This window comes from Pseudomonas cucumis, from assembly GCF_030687935.1.
Lineage (GTDB): Bacteria > Pseudomonadota > Gammaproteobacteria > Pseudomonadales > Pseudomonadaceae > Aquipseudomonas > Aquipseudomonas cucumis.
The window spans coordinates 5921178-5937591 of sequence record NZ_CP117454.1 but is presented as its reverse complement, the minus strand read 5'-3'; the positions used below and the strand labels follow the sequence as shown (position 1 = coordinate 5937591).

Sequence of the window (16414 nt, the reverse complement as noted above, 5' to 3'; positions counted from 1 at the left end):
AGGAACATTCGATGAATACCGAAGGACTCACTGAAGTTGCCGTAAAAGATGCTCAACCTGTGGTGGAGCAAATCGCCGAAACCCCGCCGGAACTGGAGCCTGCTCCACCCGCGGTAGTGGCCGAGCCCGTTGTGGCGGCACCAGCGATTGCCATTCCCGGGCTGGATGACAGCAGCCTGTACATCCATCGTGAGCTCTCGCAACTGCAGTTCAACATCCGCGTGCTGGAACAGGCGCTGGATGAGTCCTACCCATTGCTGGAGCGGCTGAAGTTTCTGCTGATCTTCTCGAGCAACCTGGACGAATTCTTCGAGATTCGTGTAGCCGGCCTGAAGAAGCAGATCACCTTCGCCCGTGAACAGGCTGGCGCCGATGGCTTGCAACCGCACCAGGCGTTGGCTCGCATCAGCGAACTGGTGCACGGTCATGTCGATCGCCAATACGCGATCCTCAACGACATTCTGTTGCCGGAACTGGAAAAACATCAGGTCCGCTTCATCCGTCGCCGCTACTGGACCACCAAGCTCAAGACCTGGGTTCGTCGTTATTTCCGCGACGAGATTGCGCCGATCATCACCCCGATCGGCCTCGACCCGACGCACCCGTTTCCGTTGCTGGTGAACAAGAGCCTGAACTTCATCGTCGAGCTCGAAGGCATCGACGCCTTCGGTCGCGACTCCGGTCTGGCGATCATTCCGGCGCCGCGTCTGCTGCCGCGAATCATCAAGGTGCCGGAAGAAGTCGGTGGGCCCGGCGACAACTACGTGTTCCTGTCGTCGATGATCCACGCCCATGCCGATGACCTGTTTCAGGGCATGAAGGTCAAGGGTTGCTACCAGTTCCGCCTGACCCGAAACGCCGACCTCGCGGTCGATACCGAAGACGTAGAAGACCTGGCCCGCGCCCTGCGCGGCGAGTTGTTCTCCCGTCGCTACGGTGACGCGGTGCGGCTGGAAGTAGCCGACACTTGCCCAAAACACCTGTCCGATTACCTGCTCAAGCAGTTCAACCTGCACGAGACCGAGCTGTATCAGGTCAACGGCCCGGTCAACCTGACCCGGCTGTTCAGCATCACCGGCCTGGACAGTCATCCGGAGCTGCAATACACCCCGTTTACCCCGCAGATCCCGAAACTGCTGCAAAACAGCGAGAACATTTTCAGCGTGATCAGCAAGCAGGACATCCTGCTGCTGCACCCGTTCGAATCGTTCACCCCGGTGGTCGACTTGCTGCGCCAGGCGGCCAAGGATCCGCATGTACTGGCGGTTCGTCAGACGTTGTATCGCAGCGGCGCCAACTCCGAGATTGTCGATGCGCTGGTGGACGCTGCGCGTAACGGCAAGGAAGTGACGGCGGTGATCGAATTGCGTGCGCGGTTCGACGAAGAATCCAACTTGCAACTGGCCAGCCGTCTGCAAGCGGCCGGTGCGGTAGTGATTTACGGCGTGGTCGGCTTCAAGACCCACGCCAAGATGATGCTGATTTTGCGCCGCGAGGCTGGCGAGATTGTCCGCTACGCCCACTTGGGTACCGGCAACTACCACGCGGCCAACGCCCGTCTGTACACCGACTACAGCCTGCTGACCTCCGACGATGCCTTGTGCGAAGACGTCGGCAAACTGTTCAGCCAGTTGATCGGCATGGGTAAAACCCTGCGCATGAAGAAACTGCTGCATGCGCCGTTCACGTTGAAGAAGGGCATGCTCGACATGATTGCCCGGGAGACGCAGTTCGCTCTGGACGGCAAACCGGCACACATCATCGCCAAGTTCAACTCGCTGACTGATCCGAAGGTTATCCGTGCGTTGTACAAGGCCAGTCAGTCCGGGGTACGTATCGATCTGGTGGTGCGCGGCATGTGCTGCCTGCGGCCGGGCATCGCCGGGGTTTCGCACAACATCCACGTGCGCTCGATCATCGGTCGCTTCCTGGAGCACACCCGGGTCTTCTACTTCCTCAACGGCGGTGAAGAGCAGATGTTCCTGTCCAGCGCCGACTGGATGGAGCGCAACCTCGACAAGCGCGTCGAGACTTGCTTCCCGGTCGAAGGCAAGAAGCTGATCATGCGGGTCAAGAAAGAGCTGGAGCTCTATCTCACCGACAACACCCACAGCTGGAGCCTGCAGGCGGACGGTCGCTACGTGCGCAATACGCCAACCGGCAACCAAAACCCGCGCAGTGCCCAGGCAACTTTGCTTGAGCGTTTGGGTAGCCCGATTCTGGCCGTTCGTTAACGTAGGTTCGGTTGATACAAAAAAGGGCGATCCATGTGGATCGCCCTATTTCAGGACTAGACATTGTGGCGAGGGGGCTTGCTCCCTCGCCACAGGGCTTAGCGGACGTTGAGCACGAAGCTGACGCGGGTCAGCCATTCCGCTTCGAGGGCGAAGTCGGCTTGAGTCAACTGGTTGTCGTCCAGCCAGTGTTCCGGGAACAACACATCCAGGCTGTCGCCATTGGCGTGCAGCACGACTTGTGGCATTTCCTGGGTGCCGCGGATGTGATGGAACAGAATCGCAAAGCGCAGCAGCACGCACAGGCGAATCAGTTTGATGCCGTCGTCGCCGAAGTCGGCGAACTTGTCCTTGGGAATATTGCGTCGGTGGCCTCGTACCAGCAGCGCGAGCATTTGCTGGTCTTCGCGGGAGAATCCGGCCAGGTCCGAGTGCTCGATCAGGTAGGCGCCGTGCTTGTGGTACTGATAGTGGGCGATGTCCAGGCCCACCTCATGGACCTTGGCTGCCCAGCTCAGCAATTCGCGCCAGACGCCGTCATTCAGGTCCCAGTCTTCAGCCACTTGATCGAAGGCGTGCAGTGCCTTGCGCTCAACTCGTACGGCTTGTTCCAGGTCGACGTGGTAACGCTCCATCAGCGAGCTGAGCGTACGCTCACGGACGTCTTCGTGATGATGACGGCCCAGCAGGTCATAGAGCACGCCTTCGCGCAACGCGCCTTCACAGTGATCCATGCGTTGCAATTCGAGGGCATCGAAGATCGCTTCGAGAATCGCCAGGCCGGCGGGGAAGATTGCCCGGCGATCGGGCTTGATGCCTTCGAAGTCGATTTTCTCGATATCGCCGAGTTTGAACAGTTTGCGCTTGAGCCAGGCCAGGCCTTCGGCATTCACTTCGCCAGTGCCATGCCCGCCGGCCTTCAGCGCCAGGCCAATGGCGCGAATGGTGCCCGAGGAGCCGATGGCTTCATCCCAGGTCAGGCGGTGCAGGGCGTGTTCGATGCTCATGATCTCCAGCCGCGCCGCGGTGTACGCCTGGGCGTAGCGGGCCGGGGTGATCTTGCCATCCTTGAAATAGCGCTGGGTGAAGCTGACGCAGCCCATTTGCAGGCTTTCGCGCAGCAACGGCTCGAAACGCTGGCCGATGATGAATTCAGTACTGCCGCCGCCGATGTCAGCCACCAGGCGCTTGCCCGGGGTGTCGGCGAGGGTGTGGGAGACGCCGAGGTAAATCAGGCGCGCTTCTTCACGGCCGGAGATGACTTCTACCGGATGACCGAGGATTTCTTCGGCGCGATGGATGAATTCGGCGCGGTTACGGGCTTCGCGCAGGGCGTTGGTGCCGACGATCCGCACCGTGCCGGGCGGCATACCGCTGATCAGTTGGGCGAAACGCTTCAGGCAATCGAGCCCGCGTTGCATGGATTCTTCGCTGAGTTGGCGCTCTTCGTCGATGCCGGCGGCCAGCTGAACCTTCTCCCCGAGACGCTCGAGAATCCGGATTTCGCCGTTCTGGGCCTTGGCCACGACCATGTGAAAGCTGTTGGAGCCCAGGTCGATTGCGGCGATCAGGGACAGATTCTTGGCTTGGGATAGCGGCATGGTCAGGGGGTCTCGGTCGATAACCCCGACATCCTGCCACGATCAAACGCTGCCGCCAACGCGCAGTGTTCAAAGCCTTGATCCAGCGCAGTCATGCAGGTGACCGCTGTGCGGTCAATCGCGGGCAAGCCCGCTCCCACAGGTTTTTGCGTCGAACACATGATCGCGTTCCAACAGAGAGCCCTGTGGGAGCGGGCTTGCCCGCGAAGGCGGCCTCAAAGGCACTAAATTATCCTTCAGCCTGCCGCTTCCACCGTTCCGATGAAATTCGCCAGCTCCGCCGTCTGCGGGTTGGCAAACAGAATCTTCGGATCCCCCACCTCATGCACCTTGCCGTGGTGCATGAAGACCAATTTGTCCCCAACCTCCCGGGCAAAACGCATTTCATGGGTGACCATGATCAGCGTCATGCCTTCCTTGGCCAGTTGCCGGACCACGCTCAGCACTTCGTTGACCAGTTCCGGGTCCAGCGCCGAGGTGATCTCGTCGCACAGCAGCACTTTCGGTGACATGGCCAACGCGCGAGCAATCGCCACCCGCTGTTGCTGGCCGCCAGACAGTCGATCCGGGAACGCATCGAACTTTTCCCCCAGCCCGACCCGTTCCAGCATCTGCCGCGCCAGTTCGGCGGCTTTGGCTTTCGGCACTTTCTGCACCACTTGCGGCGCGAGCATGACGTTTTCGCCCACGGTCAGGTGCGGGAACAGATTGAACTGCTGGAACACCATCCCGACTTTCTGCCGCAAGCTGCGCAGGTCGGCGCGGGCGGCGTCGAGGTATTCGCCGTCGACTTCGATCACGCCATCATTGATCGATTCCAGACCATTGAGGGTGCGCAACAAGGTGGATTTCCCCGAGCCGCTGCGGCCGATGATCGCCACCACCTGGCCTTCGTCGACACTCAGGTCGATGCCTTTGAGCACATGGTGGTCGCCGTAATATTTATGCAGGGCGGAAATTCTAAGCAGAGGCATGCAGTCTCCTTTCCAGGTAGCGCGCACTGAGGGACAAGGGGTAGCAGAGCAGGAAGTAACCGAGGGCCACGAGGCCGTAGACCATGAACGGTTCGAAGGTCGCATTGGCGAGCATGCCGCCGGTCTTGGTCAGTTCGGTAAAGCCAATGATCGAGGTGACGGCGGTGCCTTTGACCACTTGCACCGAGAAGCCCACGGTCGGCGCCACGGCGATGCGCAGGGCTTGCGGCAGGATCACGTAGCGCAATTGCTCCAGCGGATTGAGCGCCAGGCTCGACGACGCTTCCCACTGGCCGTTGGGGATCGAATCGACGCAACCGCGCCAGATCTCCGCCAAGTAGGCGCTGGTGAACAGCGTCAGGGCAATCGCCGCCGCCATCCACGGTGAAATCTCCACACCGGCCAACGCCACACCGAAGAACACCAGAAACAGCTGCATCAACAGCGGCGTGCCCTGGAACAGTTCGATGTAGGTACGGGCGAAGTGGCTGGGCAGGGATTTTTTTGAAATCCGCATTACCATGATCAGCAAACCGATCAGCCCGCCGCCGATAAACGCCACCAACGACAATGCCAAGGTCCATTGCAGGCCCGTGAGCAGGTTGCGCAGGATGTCCCAGAAGGTGAAATCGCTCATTGGCTGCTGCTCCTTGCTATGTAGCGCCGGCCGATCCAGTTCAGCAATTGGCGGATCAACAGCGCCATGCACAGGTAGATCAGTGTGGTCAGGGCATAGGTTTCAAAGGCGCGGAAGTTGCGCGATTGAATGAAGTTGGCGGCGAAGCTCAACTCTTCGGTGGCGATCTGCGAGCAGACCGCCGAGCCGAGCATCACGATGATGATCTGGCTGCTCAGGGCCGGCCAGACCTTGCCCAGCGCCGGCAGCAGAACCACGTGGCGGAAGGCTTCGAAACGGCTCATCGCCAGGGCGGCCGCGGCTTCCAGCTGCCCGCGGGGGATCGCCTGAATGCCGGCGCGGATGATCTCGGTCGAATAGGCACCAAGGTTGATCACCATCGCCAGCACCGCCGCCTGCCATTCGGAAATCTGCAGGCCCAGCGACGGCAAACCGAAGAAAATGAAAAACAACTGCACCAGGAAGGGCGTGTTGCGGATCAACTCGACGTAAACCCCGAAAATGCCGGCGAACGGGCGGATATTCCACGCCCGCACCAGCGCCCCGACGATGCCTACACCCACCCCGAGTAACGCACCGATGGCCGTCAGCTCAAGGGTGAACAGCGCACCACGCAGCAGCAGGTCGGTGTTTTCCACCACCGGCAAGAAATCGAACTGATAAGCCATAAATCGTCTCCCGCGCGATCGATCAGAGATCGGCCGGCAGCGGCTCTTTCAGCCAGGTTTGCGAATTCTTTTCCAGCGCACCGTCAGCCTTGGCCGTGGTGAGGATGTCGTTGACCTTGCCCAGCAGCGCTGGCTCGTTCTTGTTCACGCCAACGTAAACCGGTGAATCCTTGAGTTTCACCTTCAGCGCCGGCACGCGTTTCGGGTTTTTCTCGCTGATCGCCACCATTACCACGTTGCCGCTGGCGATCAGGTCGACCTGGCCGGCGAGGTAGGCGGCGATGGTCGAGTTGTTGTCTTCGAAGCGTTTGATGGTCGCGCCTTCGGGGGCAACTTTGGTCAGCTCGATGTCTTCGATAGCACCGCGGGTGACGCTGATGGTTTTGCCCTTGAGATCGTCCAGGCCCTTGATGGCGGCGTCTGGCGGGCCGAACACGGCAAGGTAGAAGGGGGCGTAGGCACGGGAGAAGTCGATGACTTTTTCGCGCTCAGGGTTCTTGCCAAGGCTGGAAATCACCAGGTCGACTTTGCCGGTGGTCAGGAACGGAATGCGGTTGGTGCTGTTGACCGGGGTCAGTTCGAGTTTGACCTTGAGTTGGTCGGCCAGCAGTTTGGCGGTATCGATATCGAGGCCCCGAGGTTTCATGTCCGGGCCGACCGAACCGAAGGGCGGGAAGTCCTGGGGCACGGCGACTTTGAGGGTGCCGCGTTTGACCACATCCTCCAGACCGTCGGCGTGGGCGGGTGCCTGGCTCAGCATCAGGCTGGCAAACAGGGCTGCGAGGAGGGAGCTGTAACGCATGGTCATGGCAAATCTCCGGATCGGCGGGAAGTGATTTCTGCGGATCGACAGAGCACGGGCCATGCCAAGATTCGGTTTCGGGGGGCGCAGGCCACGGTTTTGCTGGCGTCGCTCGGTCTTACTGGTCTGAACAGTCAGGAGCCATTTCGCACCCTGATGGCGCACCCGTGAAAATTCCCGAACCCCCATGGGGCACGACTTGCCGGACGTCGCGAATAGCTTTACAACTAGCCGCTCATTGGCCTGGCTCGTCTGAAAAAACCATGAATTCGATCTCTCGCGCCGTACCCGAAGTGGCGCTGCAAGCCATCCGCAAACTGATCTCCGAGCAAGGTTTCGGGGCGGGGGATGCCTTGCCCTCGCAACGGGACCTGGCAGTGCAGTTGGGGGTCAGTCGGGCGTCGTTGCGTGAGGCGTTATCGTCCCTGAGTGCGCTGGGCGTGATCAGTATCCAGCCGGGCAAGGGCGTGTTCGTGCAGTCACCGGTTGATCTGCCCCGGGGCGATGCGGCGCCGGGCTGGCCGTTCGCGGCTCAGGCATCACCGCTGGACATCTTTCAGTTGCGCTACGCGCTGGAAGGTTTTGCCGCTGGGCTGGCGGCCGTGACCCTGAGCACCGATGAGCTCGATGCCCTGGAAGACAATGTCGCCGCCATGCGCAACGAACTGCGTGCCGCCGACTTCGATGCAGCGGCACGACTGGATTTCGAGTTTCACCGGCGCATCCTCCTGGCCAGCGGCAATCAGGCGATGCTGAGCATTCTGACGGCCAGCGCCGACATCTTCCTGGAGAGCCAGAAGCTACCGTTCATCCGGGCCGAACGGGCCATGGAAACCTGGCAGGAACACCGTAAAATCCTCCGTGCGCTGGCTCGTCGGGCCTCTGGCGCCGCGCAGAAGGCCATGCAGGAGCATGTGCGCAACGCCGCCCTGCGTACCGGAATCGCTTTCGTCGCTCCCGCCACCCCATGACTTGAGCTATACCCAAACTCATGGGCCACCATAGCGAGACTCAATCATCTGCACCTTCCTGAACGAGGGAAGGGCAGCTATGATGGGCCACGTTTTTTTGCTTACAACCTGGAGACTTCCATGAGCAGCGATCTTATCAAACACGTTAGCGACGCTAGCTTCGAGGCCGACGTACTCAAGGCCGAAGGCGCTGTACTGGTCGACTACTGGGCTGAGTGGTGCGGCCCTTGCAAAATGATCGCTCCTGTTCTGGACGAAATCGCTGAGACCTACAAAGGCAAGCTGACCGTTGCCAAGCTGAACATCGACGAAAACCAGGAAACCCCGGCCAAGCACGGCGTACGTGGTATCCCGACGCTGATGCTGTTCAAGAACGGCAACGTCGAAGCCACCAAGGTCGGCGCGCTGTCGAAGTCGCAACTGGCTGCTTTCCTCGACGCCAACATCTAAGCGTTGTTATAAAGCGTCATGAAAAGGCCCCGCATAATGCGGGGCCTTTTCGTTATTGAGGGCTAGACGCTCCGAAACTCAGGTGGTACATTCGGCCCCGCACTGGTTTCTCCACTGCCCCCTGCTAGCCGTCGCCGACGCACTCCTTTTCGAATAAGTACGCGATCCTGTCGCCTTCTCTGCGGCGCGGCCTCATTAAGCCAAAAGCTTAATTTCCCCCCTCCATAAATGATTACGTCATTCCTATATGAATCTGACTGAACTCAAGCAAAAGCCGATTACCGAACTGCTCGAATTGGCCGAACAGATGGGCATAGAAAATATGGCCCGTTCGCGCAAGCAGGACGTGATTTTCTCCCTGCTCAAAAAGCACGCTAAAAGCGGCGAGGAAATCTCCGGTGATGGCGTGCTGGAGATTCTCCAGGACGGCTTCGGCTTCCTGCGCTCCGCTGACGCTTCCTATCTCGCCGGCCCAGACGATATCTACGTCTCGCCGAGCCAGATCCGCCGCTTCAACTTGCGCACCGGTGACACCATCGTTGGCAAGATCCGCCCTCCAAAGGAAGGCGAGCGTTATTTCGCGCTGCTCAAGGTCGACACGATCAACTACGATCGTCCCGAGAACGCGAAAAACAAGATTCTCTTCGAGAACCTGACCCCGCTGTTCCCGACCGTGCGCATGAAGATGGAAGCCGGCAACGGTTCCACCGAAGACTTGACCGGTCGTGTCATCGACCTGTGCGCCCCGATCGGCAAAGGCCAGCGCGGCCTGATCGTTGCACCGCCGAAAGCCGGTAAAACGATCATGCTGCAGAACATCGCGGCAAACATTGCTCGTAACAATCCTGAAGTTCATCTGATCGTATTGCTGATCGACGAACGCCCGGAAGAAGTGACCGAAATGCAGCGCACCGTGCGCGGCGAAGTGGTTGCCTCGACGTTCGACGAGCCGCCAACCCGCCACGTGCAGGTTGCCGAAATGGTGATCGAGAAGGCCAAGCGCCTGGTCGAACACAAAAAGGACGTGGTGATCCTGCTCGACTCCATCACCCGTCTGGCGCGTGCCTACAACACCGTGATCCCGAGCTCCGGCAAGGTACTGACCGGTGGTGTCGATGCCCACGCCCTGGAGAAACCGAAACGTTTCTTCGGCGCGGCACGGAACATCGAAGAAGGCGGCTCGCTGACCATCATCGCTACCGCGCTGGTTGAAACCGGTTCGAAGATGGACGAAGTGATCTACGAAGAATTCAAAGGCACCGGCAACATGGAACTGCCTCTGGATCGCAAGATCGCCGAAAAGCGTGTGTTCCCGGCTATCAACATCAACCGTTCCGGTACTCGCCGCGAAGAGTTGCTGACGGCCGACGACGAACTGCAGCGTATGTGGATCCTGCGCAAGCTGCTGCACCCGATGGACGAAGTCTCTGCCATCGAGTTCCTGGTCGACAAGCTGAAACAGACCAAGACCAACGACGAGTTCTTCCTGTCGATGAAACGCAAGTAAATCGCAGAAAGTCAGCAAAGGCCGGGGAAACCCGGCTTTTTGCTATCTGATTTTTGATGAACTGGCAGTTCGTGGTTCTGAATAGAGGGGTTCGGCGCTAAACTGCCTGCCCCGAACGCCACGGCCAACACGAGGCTCACGCATGCAGTATCGCGACTTGCGCGACTTTATCAGCGGCCTGGAAAAGCGCGGCGAACTCAAGCGCATCCAGGTTCCAGTGTCCCCAGTGCTCGAAATGACCGAGGTCTGCGATCGCACGTTGCGCGCCAAGGGCCCGGCGTTGCTTTTCGAAAACCCTACCGGTTATGACATTCCAGTACTCGGCAACCTGTTCGGCACTCCCGAGCGCGTGGCGCTGGGGATGGGCGCAGAAGCTGTCAGCGAGTTGCGCGAAATCGGCAAGCTGTTGGCGTTCCTCAAGGAGCCCGAGCCACCGAAGGGCCTGAAGGACGCCTGGTCCAAGCTGCCGATTTTCCGCAAGATCATTGCCATGGCGCCAAAAGTCGTCAAAGACGCGGTGTGCCAGGAAGTGGTCATCGAGGGCGACGATGTCGATCTGGCGATGTTGCCGGTACAGACCTGCTGGCCGGGCGACGTCGGTCCACTGATCACGTGGGGCCTGACCGTCACCAAAGGTCCGAACAAGGATCGCCAGAACCTCGGTATCTACCGTCAGCAAGTGATCGGCCGCAACAAGGTGATCATGCGCTGGCTGAGCCACCGTGGCGGCGCGCTGGATTACCGTGAGTGGTGCGAGAAGCACCCCGGCCAACCGTTCCCGGTCTCAGTGGCCCTGGGCGCTGACCCGGCCACCATTCTTGGTGCCGTGACGCCGGTGCCGGACAGCCTCTCCGAATATGCTTTTGCCGGTCTGTTGCGGGGTAACCGCACCGAGCTGGTGAAGTGCCGCGGCAATGACCTGCAAGTACCGGCCACCGCCGAGATCATCCTCGAAGGCGTGATCCATCCGGGCGAAATGGCCGACGAAGGCCCGTATGGCGACCACACCGGCTACTACAACGAAGTCGACAGCTTCCCGGTGTTCACCGTCGAGCGCATCACCCACCGGATCAAACCGATCTACCACAGCACCTACACCGGCCGTCCACCGGATGAGCCGGCGATTCTCGGTGTGGCGTTGAACGAAGTGTTCGTGCCGATCCTGCAAAAGCAGTTTCCGGAGATCACCGACTTCTACCTGCCGCCCGAAGGCTGTTCGTACCGCATGGCCATTGTGACCATGAAGAAGTCGTATCCCGGCCATGCCAAGCGGGTAATGCTCGGTGTCTGGTCGTTTTTGCGACAGTTCATGTACACCAAGTTCGTTATCGTCACCGACGACGATATCAACGCACGGGACTGGAACGACGTGATCTGGGCCATCACCACGCGCATGGACCCCAAGCGCGATACGGTGATGATCGACAACACGCCGATCGACTACCTGGACTTCGCCTCGCCGGTCTCCGGCCTGGGTTCGAAGATGGGACTCGATGCCACGCATAAATGGCCGGGCGAAACCACTCGCGAGTGGGGCCGGGTCATCGTCAAGGATGAAGCCGTTACCCAACGGATCGATGCCATCTGGAATCAGTTAGGAATAGATTGATGCGTGTAACCTTGCAGCCCTCCGGAGCAGTGCTGGATATTCTGCCCGGCGAGCGGATTCTCGATGGCGCGCGGCGCCTGGGCTATGAATGCCCGCAAAGCTGTCGTAACGGCAATTGCCATGTGTGCGGCGCGTTGCTGGTGGAAGGGCGGGTCGAACAGGCCGGCGATGTGCGCGACCACGGCGAGTTCTACACTTGCATTGCAGAGCCGCTGGAAGACTGCATTGTGCTGTGGGATGGCGTGCTCGCGCTGGGAGAATTGCCGGTGCGCAGCGTGTCGTGTCAGGTCATTGAATGCAGGGACGTCGGCGGCGATACCTGGCGCGTGCGTCTGCGTGCGCCTGCGGGCAAGCCGCCGCGCTATCACGCCGGCCAGTATCTGATGATCGAGCGTGAGAACGGCGAGAAATCCGCCTTCTCCCTGGCCTCTGCACCGCACTCCGGCCGCGATCTGGAAATTCACGTGCTGGCGCGCGAAAGCAGTGCGCTGAGCCTGATCGAACAGCTTCAGCGCAACTCGATGGTGCGCATTGAGATGCCGTTCGGCGATACCCATCTGGCGGAACTGCCAGACGGTCCACTGGTACTGATTGCTGCCGGTACTGGCATGGGCCAGATCCACAGCCTGATCGAACATTGCCGGGCCACCGGTTTCAAGCATCCGGTGCATCTGTATTGGGGCGTGCGTCGTCCCGAAGACTTTTATGACATTGAGCATTGGGATGAATGGGAAAAACTGCCCAATCTGTTCCTGCATAAAGTCGTCAGCGATCAATGCGGCTGGGGAGGGCGCTGCGGCATGTTGCATGAGGCGGTGTGTGAAGATTTTCCTGATCTGAAAGCCCTGCACGTCTACGCCAGCGGCTCTCCGGCGATGGTCTATGGCACGCTGGATGCGTTGGTCGAAGCAGGGATGGATGCCCATCAAATGCGCGCGGATGTTTTCGCTTACGCGCCCCGATCTTGATCCGCGATCTAAATCGTTATAACTCCATATATAGCCGATCGGTATTTATAAAATCATATAAATGCCGGTAGGTTATATCTCGTCCCGGCATAAGTTTTAGAACTCCGCCATGGCACTTAAATTGCCTTAAACCATATGTGCCTTATTGTTAAAACGGTGCGTTCTATTAAGTAATTCTTTAACCGCGGGGAGCTGAACGCTATTCGCCATGAGCGCCATTGAATCTGCTTTTTTGAATCTGGCTTACCCTCCGCGGCTTGATCTGGGGCCGCAGCTTACGCACGAACAATTGCTCAGCTCGATGCAGTCGACCATGGCGCGCCACAAGGGTGGGCCGGTCTGGCTGTTCGCTTATGGTTCGCTGATCTGGCGCCCTGAATGTGCGGCGGTTGAGCGAGTGCGCGGTCGCGTGCATGGCTACCATCGCGGTTTGTACCTGTGGTCCCACGAACATCGCGGTACACCTGAAGTGCCTGGGCTGGTGTTTGGCCTGGATCGCGGCGGTTCATGCAGCGGGTTTGCCTATCGCTTGCCCGAAGAACAACTCGAAGCTTCGCTTTATGCACTCTGGCAGCGTGAAATGCCATTTCCGTCCTATCGCCCACACTGGCTCAACTGCCGTCTCGAAGACGGTAGCCAGGTTCAGGCATTGGGATTTGTATTGGAACGGCACCTGCCCAGCTATGCCGGCAACTTGCCGGATCATGTGCTGAGCCAGGTGTTCGAAAGCGCTTGCGGACGTTATGGCACCACTCGCGAGTATGTCGAGCAGACCGCCCACGCCCTGCGTAGCCACGCCATGCCAGACCGGAATCTGGAGGCGCGGCTCAAGCGCTGCAAATCAAAGGCCGATCAGGCGAGCGCTTCGCGGCTTTGACTGGCGACTTGCTTGTGCCACAGCGTTGGCGCAAGGAAGGCCATCGCCAGCAGGCATGCGCCGATCAGCAAGACGAAACCGCCGTCCCAGCCGAAGTGGTCCACGGTGTAGCCCATCGCTGCACTGGCCGCGACTGAACCACCCAGATAACCGAACAACCCCGTGAAGCCTGCTGCAGTTCCGGCGGCTTTCTTCGGCGCCAGTTCCAGCGCTTGCAGACCGATCAGCATTACCGGGCCGTAGATCAGGAAGCCGATCGAGACGAGCGCGATCATGTCGACGGTCGGGTTGCCGGCCGGGTTAAGCCAGTAAACCAATGTCGCCACGGTCACCAACGCCATGAACACCATGCCGGTCAGGCCACGGTTGCCACGGAAGATCTTGTCCGACATCCAGCCGCACAGCAGCGTGCCCGGGATCCCCGCCCACTCGTAGAAGAAATACGCCCACGAGGTTTTATCCACGGTGAAGCCTTTGGCTTCCTTGAGGTAGGTCGGTGCCCAGTCCAGCACGCCATAACGCAGCAGGTAGACGAAGACGTTGGCCATGGCGATGTACCAGAGCATTTTGTTGCGCAGCACGTACTTGACGAAGATTTCCTTGGCGCTGAATTCCTCTTCGTGGCTAGCGTCGTAACCTTCCGGGTAGTCGTTCTTGTACTTCTCGATCGGCGGCAGGCCCACCGACTGTGGCGTGTCGCGCATGGTCATGAAGGCAAACACCGCCACGGCCAGAGCCACCGCTGCCGGTACGTAAAACGCGGCGTGCCAGTCGTTGAACAGACCCATGCCGAGCAAGAACAGTGGGCCGATCAGGCCGCCGCCGACGTTATGTGCCACGTTCCACACAGACACCACGCCACCGCGCTCCTTCTGCGACCACCAGTGCACCATGGTTCGGCCACTCGGCGGCCAGCCCATGCCTTGGGCCCAGCCATTGATGAACAGCAGGATGAACATCATGGTCACGCTGGACGTTGCCCAAGGCGCGAAGCCGAAAACGAACATCACGCCGGCCGACACCAACAGGCCAAACGGCAGGAAGTAGCGCGGGTTGGAGCGGTCGGACACCAGGCCCATGAGGAACTTCGACAGGCCGTAGGAAATCGCAATCGCCGACATTGCCAGGCCCAGTTGACCACGGGTGTAACCCTCGTCGATCAGGTACGGCATGGCCAGGGAGAAGTTCTTGCGCAGCAGGTAGTAACCCGCATAGCCAATGAAAATCCCGGCGAAGATCTGCCAGCGAAGGCGTCGGTAGGTGCTGTCTATTTTTTCTTCAGGCAATGGAGCCTGATGTGCGGCAGGACGAAAGAAAGCAAACATTCAAGAGCTCCAGATTTCTTGTTTTGACTGCGGATGCGAATGTTACAGTTTCGTTACCGAAAATAGCACCGGTTCGCATCGGCCAAACAGAGGAAATGTTGGAGATCGCATGTTCTTTTATGAACATGTCGCTCAGGTATAAAAGCAGGGCGGTATGGGGATAGTAGAACCGGATCGCAAGGCTGCGACCCGGTTCAGGTCAAGCAGGTCAGGTAAACAATCAGCGAACCTGAACCACCACTTTCCCGACCGCCTTGCGCTGGCCAAGATCATTGATGGCCTGCGCCGCATTGCTCAGCGGATACACTTGCGACACCAACGGCTTCAGCTTGCCCTCGGCAAACCAGCCAAACAGTTGCTGGAAGTTCGCCGCGTTGTCCTGTGGCTGGCGTTGGGCGAAAGAGCCCCAGAACACGCCGATCACCGCAGCACCTTTGAGCAGCGCCAGGTTCACCGGCAGTTCGGGGATACGTCCACTGGCGAAACCAACCACCAATAGACGGCCGTTCCAGGCGATGGCGCGGATGGCCTGGTCGAACAGGTCGCCACCCACCGGATCGTAGATCACGTCGGCGCCCTGGCCGTCGGTCAGGCGTTTGATCTCGTCCTTGAGGCTGGTTTCGCTGTAGTTGATCAGTTCATCGGCGCCGGCAGCCTTGGCTACGGCGAGTTTTTCCGCACTGCTGGCGGCGGCGATCACCCGGGCGCCCATGGCTTTGCCGATTTCCACGGCAGCGAGGCCGACGCCGCCGGAAGCGCCGAGTACCAGCAAGGTTTCACCCGGTTGCAGGTTGCCCCGTTGCTTGAGGGCGTGCATCGAAGTGCCATAAGTCATGCTGAAGGCGGCGGCGGTGTTGAAGTCCATCGATGACGGGATCGGCAGCACGTTGTAACCCGGCACCGCGACCTGCTCAGCAAAGCTGCCCCAGCCCGTCAGGGCCATGACCCGGTCACCGACCTTGAGGTGGCTGACCTTTTCACCCACCGCGCTGACTACGCCAGCCGCTTCGCCCCCCGGCGAAAACGGGAAGGGCGGTTTGAACTGGTATTTGCCCTCGATGATCAACGTGTCCGGGAAATTCACCCCAGCCGCGTGCACGTCCAGCAGGATTTCATTCTTCTTCGCGACAGGACTGGCGACGTCTTCCAGCACCAGCGATTCGGCAGGGCCGAAGGCTTTGCACAGCACGGCTTTCATCAGGGCTATTCCTTTGGGAGTGATGGCCGATAAGTGTAGGTGTGTGAGTCATTGGGTCAACGAGCATGCCCGACCCTGATAGTCAGCCATAAGCTTGTGCTTGAGCGGCGGGTCGTTATGCTTGGCCGCAAACCGGATAAGGAGCGAATTGTGAAAGCGTGGATCATGTTGTTGCTGGCCCTGTCTCTGCCTGTGGCAGCGATGGCCGAAGAAGCCAAAGAAGGTGAAGCCCCGAAGGTCAACTACATCACCCTGAGCCCGCCATTCGTGGGCAACTATGGGCTGGACGGTACGCCGAAGCTCAAGGTCTACAAGGCCGATGTGGCGTTGCGGGTGACCGGCGAAGAGGCGACCAAAGCGGTGAAGGCCAATGAGCCATTGATCCGCAATCAGCTGGTGGCGCTGTTTGCGCAACAGACTACCGAAGCCATGAACAACGTCGAAGCCAAGGAAAAACTGCGTCAGGAAGCCTTGAAGCAGACTCAGCAAGTGATGAGCGACGAAACCGGCAAGCCGGTGGTTGAGGATCTGTTGTTCAACAACCTGATCATTCAATAAGCCTTTTGCTGTCCGGGCGGGCCTCATTGCGGGCT

General features: G+C 59.6%; 15 protein-coding genes. 8 read left to right on the top strand and 7 right to left on the bottom strand.

Annotated elements, in window-relative coordinates; translation table 11 throughout:
* Positions 1–11 precede the first annotated feature (11 nt).
* Entirely contained in the window at positions 12–2234 is a 2223-nt protein-coding gene (ppk1, locus tag PSH97_RS27025; RefSeq protein WP_305447362.1) for a polyphosphate kinase 1, read from the top strand.
* 98 nt (positions 2235–2332) lie between these two features.
* On the opposite strand, the gene ppx is transcribed toward ppk1, so the two are convergent.
* From ppx to PSH97_RS27000, 5 genes are all read right to left on the bottom strand, one after another.
* On the bottom strand, positions 2333–3835 hold the full coding sequence (gene ppx, locus PSH97_RS27020) for an exopolyphosphatase (RefSeq protein ID WP_305447361.1): 1503 nt from the start codon (positions 3833–3835) through the stop codon (positions 2333–2335).
* A gap of 236 nt (positions 3836–4071) precedes the next feature.
* Positions 4072–4809 (bottom strand): amino acid ABC transporter ATP-binding protein, encoded by a 738-nt coding sequence (locus PSH97_RS27015; RefSeq protein ID WP_223490520.1) that lies wholly within the window; start codon positions 4807–4809, stop codon positions 4072–4074.
* A complete protein-coding gene (locus tag PSH97_RS27010) occupies positions 4796–5446 on the bottom strand; it encodes an amino acid ABC transporter permease (RefSeq protein WP_007899375.1) in 651 nt (216 codons plus the stop codon). The genes PSH97_RS27015 and PSH97_RS27010 overlap by 14 nt, the downstream gene beginning before the upstream one ends.
* Entirely contained in the window at positions 5443–6114 is a 672-nt protein-coding gene (locus PSH97_RS27005; protein ID WP_305447360.1) for an amino acid ABC transporter permease, read from the bottom strand. The genes PSH97_RS27010 and PSH97_RS27005 overlap by 4 nt, the downstream gene beginning before the upstream one ends.
* A gap of 22 nt (positions 6115–6136) precedes the next feature.
* Positions 6137–6922, bottom strand: a complete 786-nt coding sequence (locus PSH97_RS27000) for a transporter substrate-binding domain-containing protein (RefSeq protein ID WP_305447359.1) — start codon at positions 6920–6922, stop codon at positions 6137–6139.
* 257 nt (positions 6923–7179) lie between these two features.
* Here PSH97_RS27000 and PSH97_RS26995 point away from each other — a divergent pair, with 257 nt between their 5' ends.
* From PSH97_RS26995 to PSH97_RS26970, 6 genes are all read left to right on the top strand, one after another.
* Positions 7180–7887 (top strand): FadR/GntR family transcriptional regulator, encoded by a 708-nt coding sequence (locus PSH97_RS26995; protein WP_305447358.1) that lies wholly within the window; start codon positions 7180–7182, stop codon positions 7885–7887.
* Positions 7888–8007: 120 nt separating this feature from the next.
* The gene (trxA, locus tag PSH97_RS26990; protein WP_003206727.1) at positions 8008–8337 is read left to right on the top strand and encodes a thioredoxin TrxA; all 330 of its coding nucleotides are present in this window, start codon (positions 8008–8010) and stop codon (positions 8335–8337) included.
* Positions 8338–8584: 247 nt separating this feature from the next.
* Positions 8585–9844 (top strand): transcription termination factor Rho, encoded by a 1260-nt coding sequence (rho, locus tag PSH97_RS26985; protein WP_007899384.1) that lies wholly within the window; start codon positions 8585–8587, stop codon positions 9842–9844.
* A 142-nt stretch (positions 9845–9986) separates the two neighbouring features.
* Positions 9987–11453 (top strand): 4-hydroxy-3-polyprenylbenzoate decarboxylase, encoded by a 1467-nt coding sequence (gene ubiD / locus PSH97_RS26980; protein WP_007899385.1) that lies wholly within the window; start codon positions 9987–9989, stop codon positions 11451–11453.
* Positions 11453–12421, top strand: coding sequence for a CDP-6-deoxy-delta-3,4-glucoseen reductase (locus PSH97_RS26975; RefSeq protein WP_305447357.1), 969 nt, complete (start codon positions 11453–11455; stop codon positions 12419–12421). Before ubiD ends, PSH97_RS26975 begins: the two co-directional genes overlap by 1 nt.
* A gap of 208 nt (positions 12422–12629) precedes the next feature.
* Complete coding sequence (locus tag PSH97_RS26970) at positions 12630–13298, top strand: gamma-glutamylcyclotransferase (protein WP_305424597.1); 669 nt, start codon at positions 12630–12632, stop codon at positions 13296–13298.
* On the opposite strand, the gene glpT is transcribed toward PSH97_RS26970, so the two are convergent.
* Both glpT and PSH97_RS26960 read right to left on the bottom strand, forming a co-directional pair.
* A complete protein-coding gene (gene glpT / locus PSH97_RS26965; protein WP_305447356.1) occupies positions 13274–14623 on the bottom strand; it encodes a glycerol-3-phosphate transporter in 1350 nt (449 codons plus the stop codon). The genes PSH97_RS26970 and glpT overlap by 25 nt on opposite strands.
* Before the next feature lie 220 nt (positions 14624–14843).
* Complete coding sequence (locus PSH97_RS26960) at positions 14844–15821, bottom strand: NADPH:quinone oxidoreductase family protein (RefSeq protein WP_052964554.1); 978 nt, start codon at positions 15819–15821, stop codon at positions 14844–14846.
* Positions 15822–15971: 150 nt separating this feature from the next.
* Here PSH97_RS26960 and PSH97_RS26955 point away from each other — a divergent pair, with 150 nt between their 5' ends.
* Positions 15972–16379 (top strand): flagellar basal body-associated protein FliL, encoded by a 408-nt coding sequence (locus PSH97_RS26955; RefSeq protein WP_305447355.1) that lies wholly within the window; start codon positions 15972–15974, stop codon positions 16377–16379.
* The last annotated feature ends 35 nt before the right edge of the window (positions 16380–16414 follow it).

Bases quoted from the DNA above. Each gene is read 5' to 3' on its own strand.
- ppk1 (WP_305447362.1), top strand. From the start codon at position 12: ATGAATACCGAAGGACTCACTGAAGTTGCCGTAAAAGATGCTCAACCT.
- ppx (WP_305447361.1), bottom strand. From the start codon at position 3,835: ATGCCGCTATCCCAAGCCAAGAATCTGTCCCTGATCGCCGCAATCGAC.
- PSH97_RS27015 (WP_223490520.1), bottom strand. From the start codon at position 4,809: ATGCCTCTGCTTAGAATTTCCGCCCTGCATAAATATTACGGCGACCAC.
- PSH97_RS27010 (WP_007899375.1), bottom strand. From the start codon at position 5,446: ATGAGCGATTTCACCTTCTGGGACATCCTGCGCAACCTGCTCACGGGC.
- PSH97_RS27005 (WP_305447360.1), bottom strand. From the start codon at position 6,114: ATGGCTTATCAGTTCGATTTCTTGCCGGTGGTGGAAAACACCGACCTG.
- PSH97_RS27000 (WP_305447359.1), bottom strand. From the start codon at position 6,922: ATGACCATGCGTTACAGCTCCCTCCTCGCAGCCCTGTTTGCCAGCCTG.
- PSH97_RS26995 (WP_305447358.1), top strand. From the start codon at position 7,180: ATGAATTCGATCTCTCGCGCCGTACCCGAAGTGGCGCTGCAAGCCATC.
- trxA (WP_003206727.1), top strand. From the start codon at position 8,008: ATGAGCAGCGATCTTATCAAACACGTTAGCGACGCTAGCTTCGAGGCC.
- rho (WP_007899384.1), top strand. From the start codon at position 8,585: ATGAATCTGACTGAACTCAAGCAAAAGCCGATTACCGAACTGCTCGAA.
- ubiD (WP_007899385.1), top strand. From the start codon at position 9,987: ATGCAGTATCGCGACTTGCGCGACTTTATCAGCGGCCTGGAAAAGCGC.
- PSH97_RS26975 (WP_305447357.1), top strand. From the start codon at position 11,453: ATGCGTGTAACCTTGCAGCCCTCCGGAGCAGTGCTGGATATTCTGCCC.
- PSH97_RS26970 (WP_305424597.1), top strand. From the start codon at position 12,630: ATGAGCGCCATTGAATCTGCTTTTTTGAATCTGGCTTACCCTCCGCGG.
- glpT (WP_305447356.1), bottom strand. From the start codon at position 14,623: ATGTTTGCTTTCTTTCGTCCTGCCGCACATCAGGCTCCATTGCCTGAA.
- PSH97_RS26960 (WP_052964554.1), bottom strand. From the start codon at position 15,821: ATGAAAGCCGTGCTGTGCAAAGCCTTCGGCCCTGCCGAATCGCTGGTG.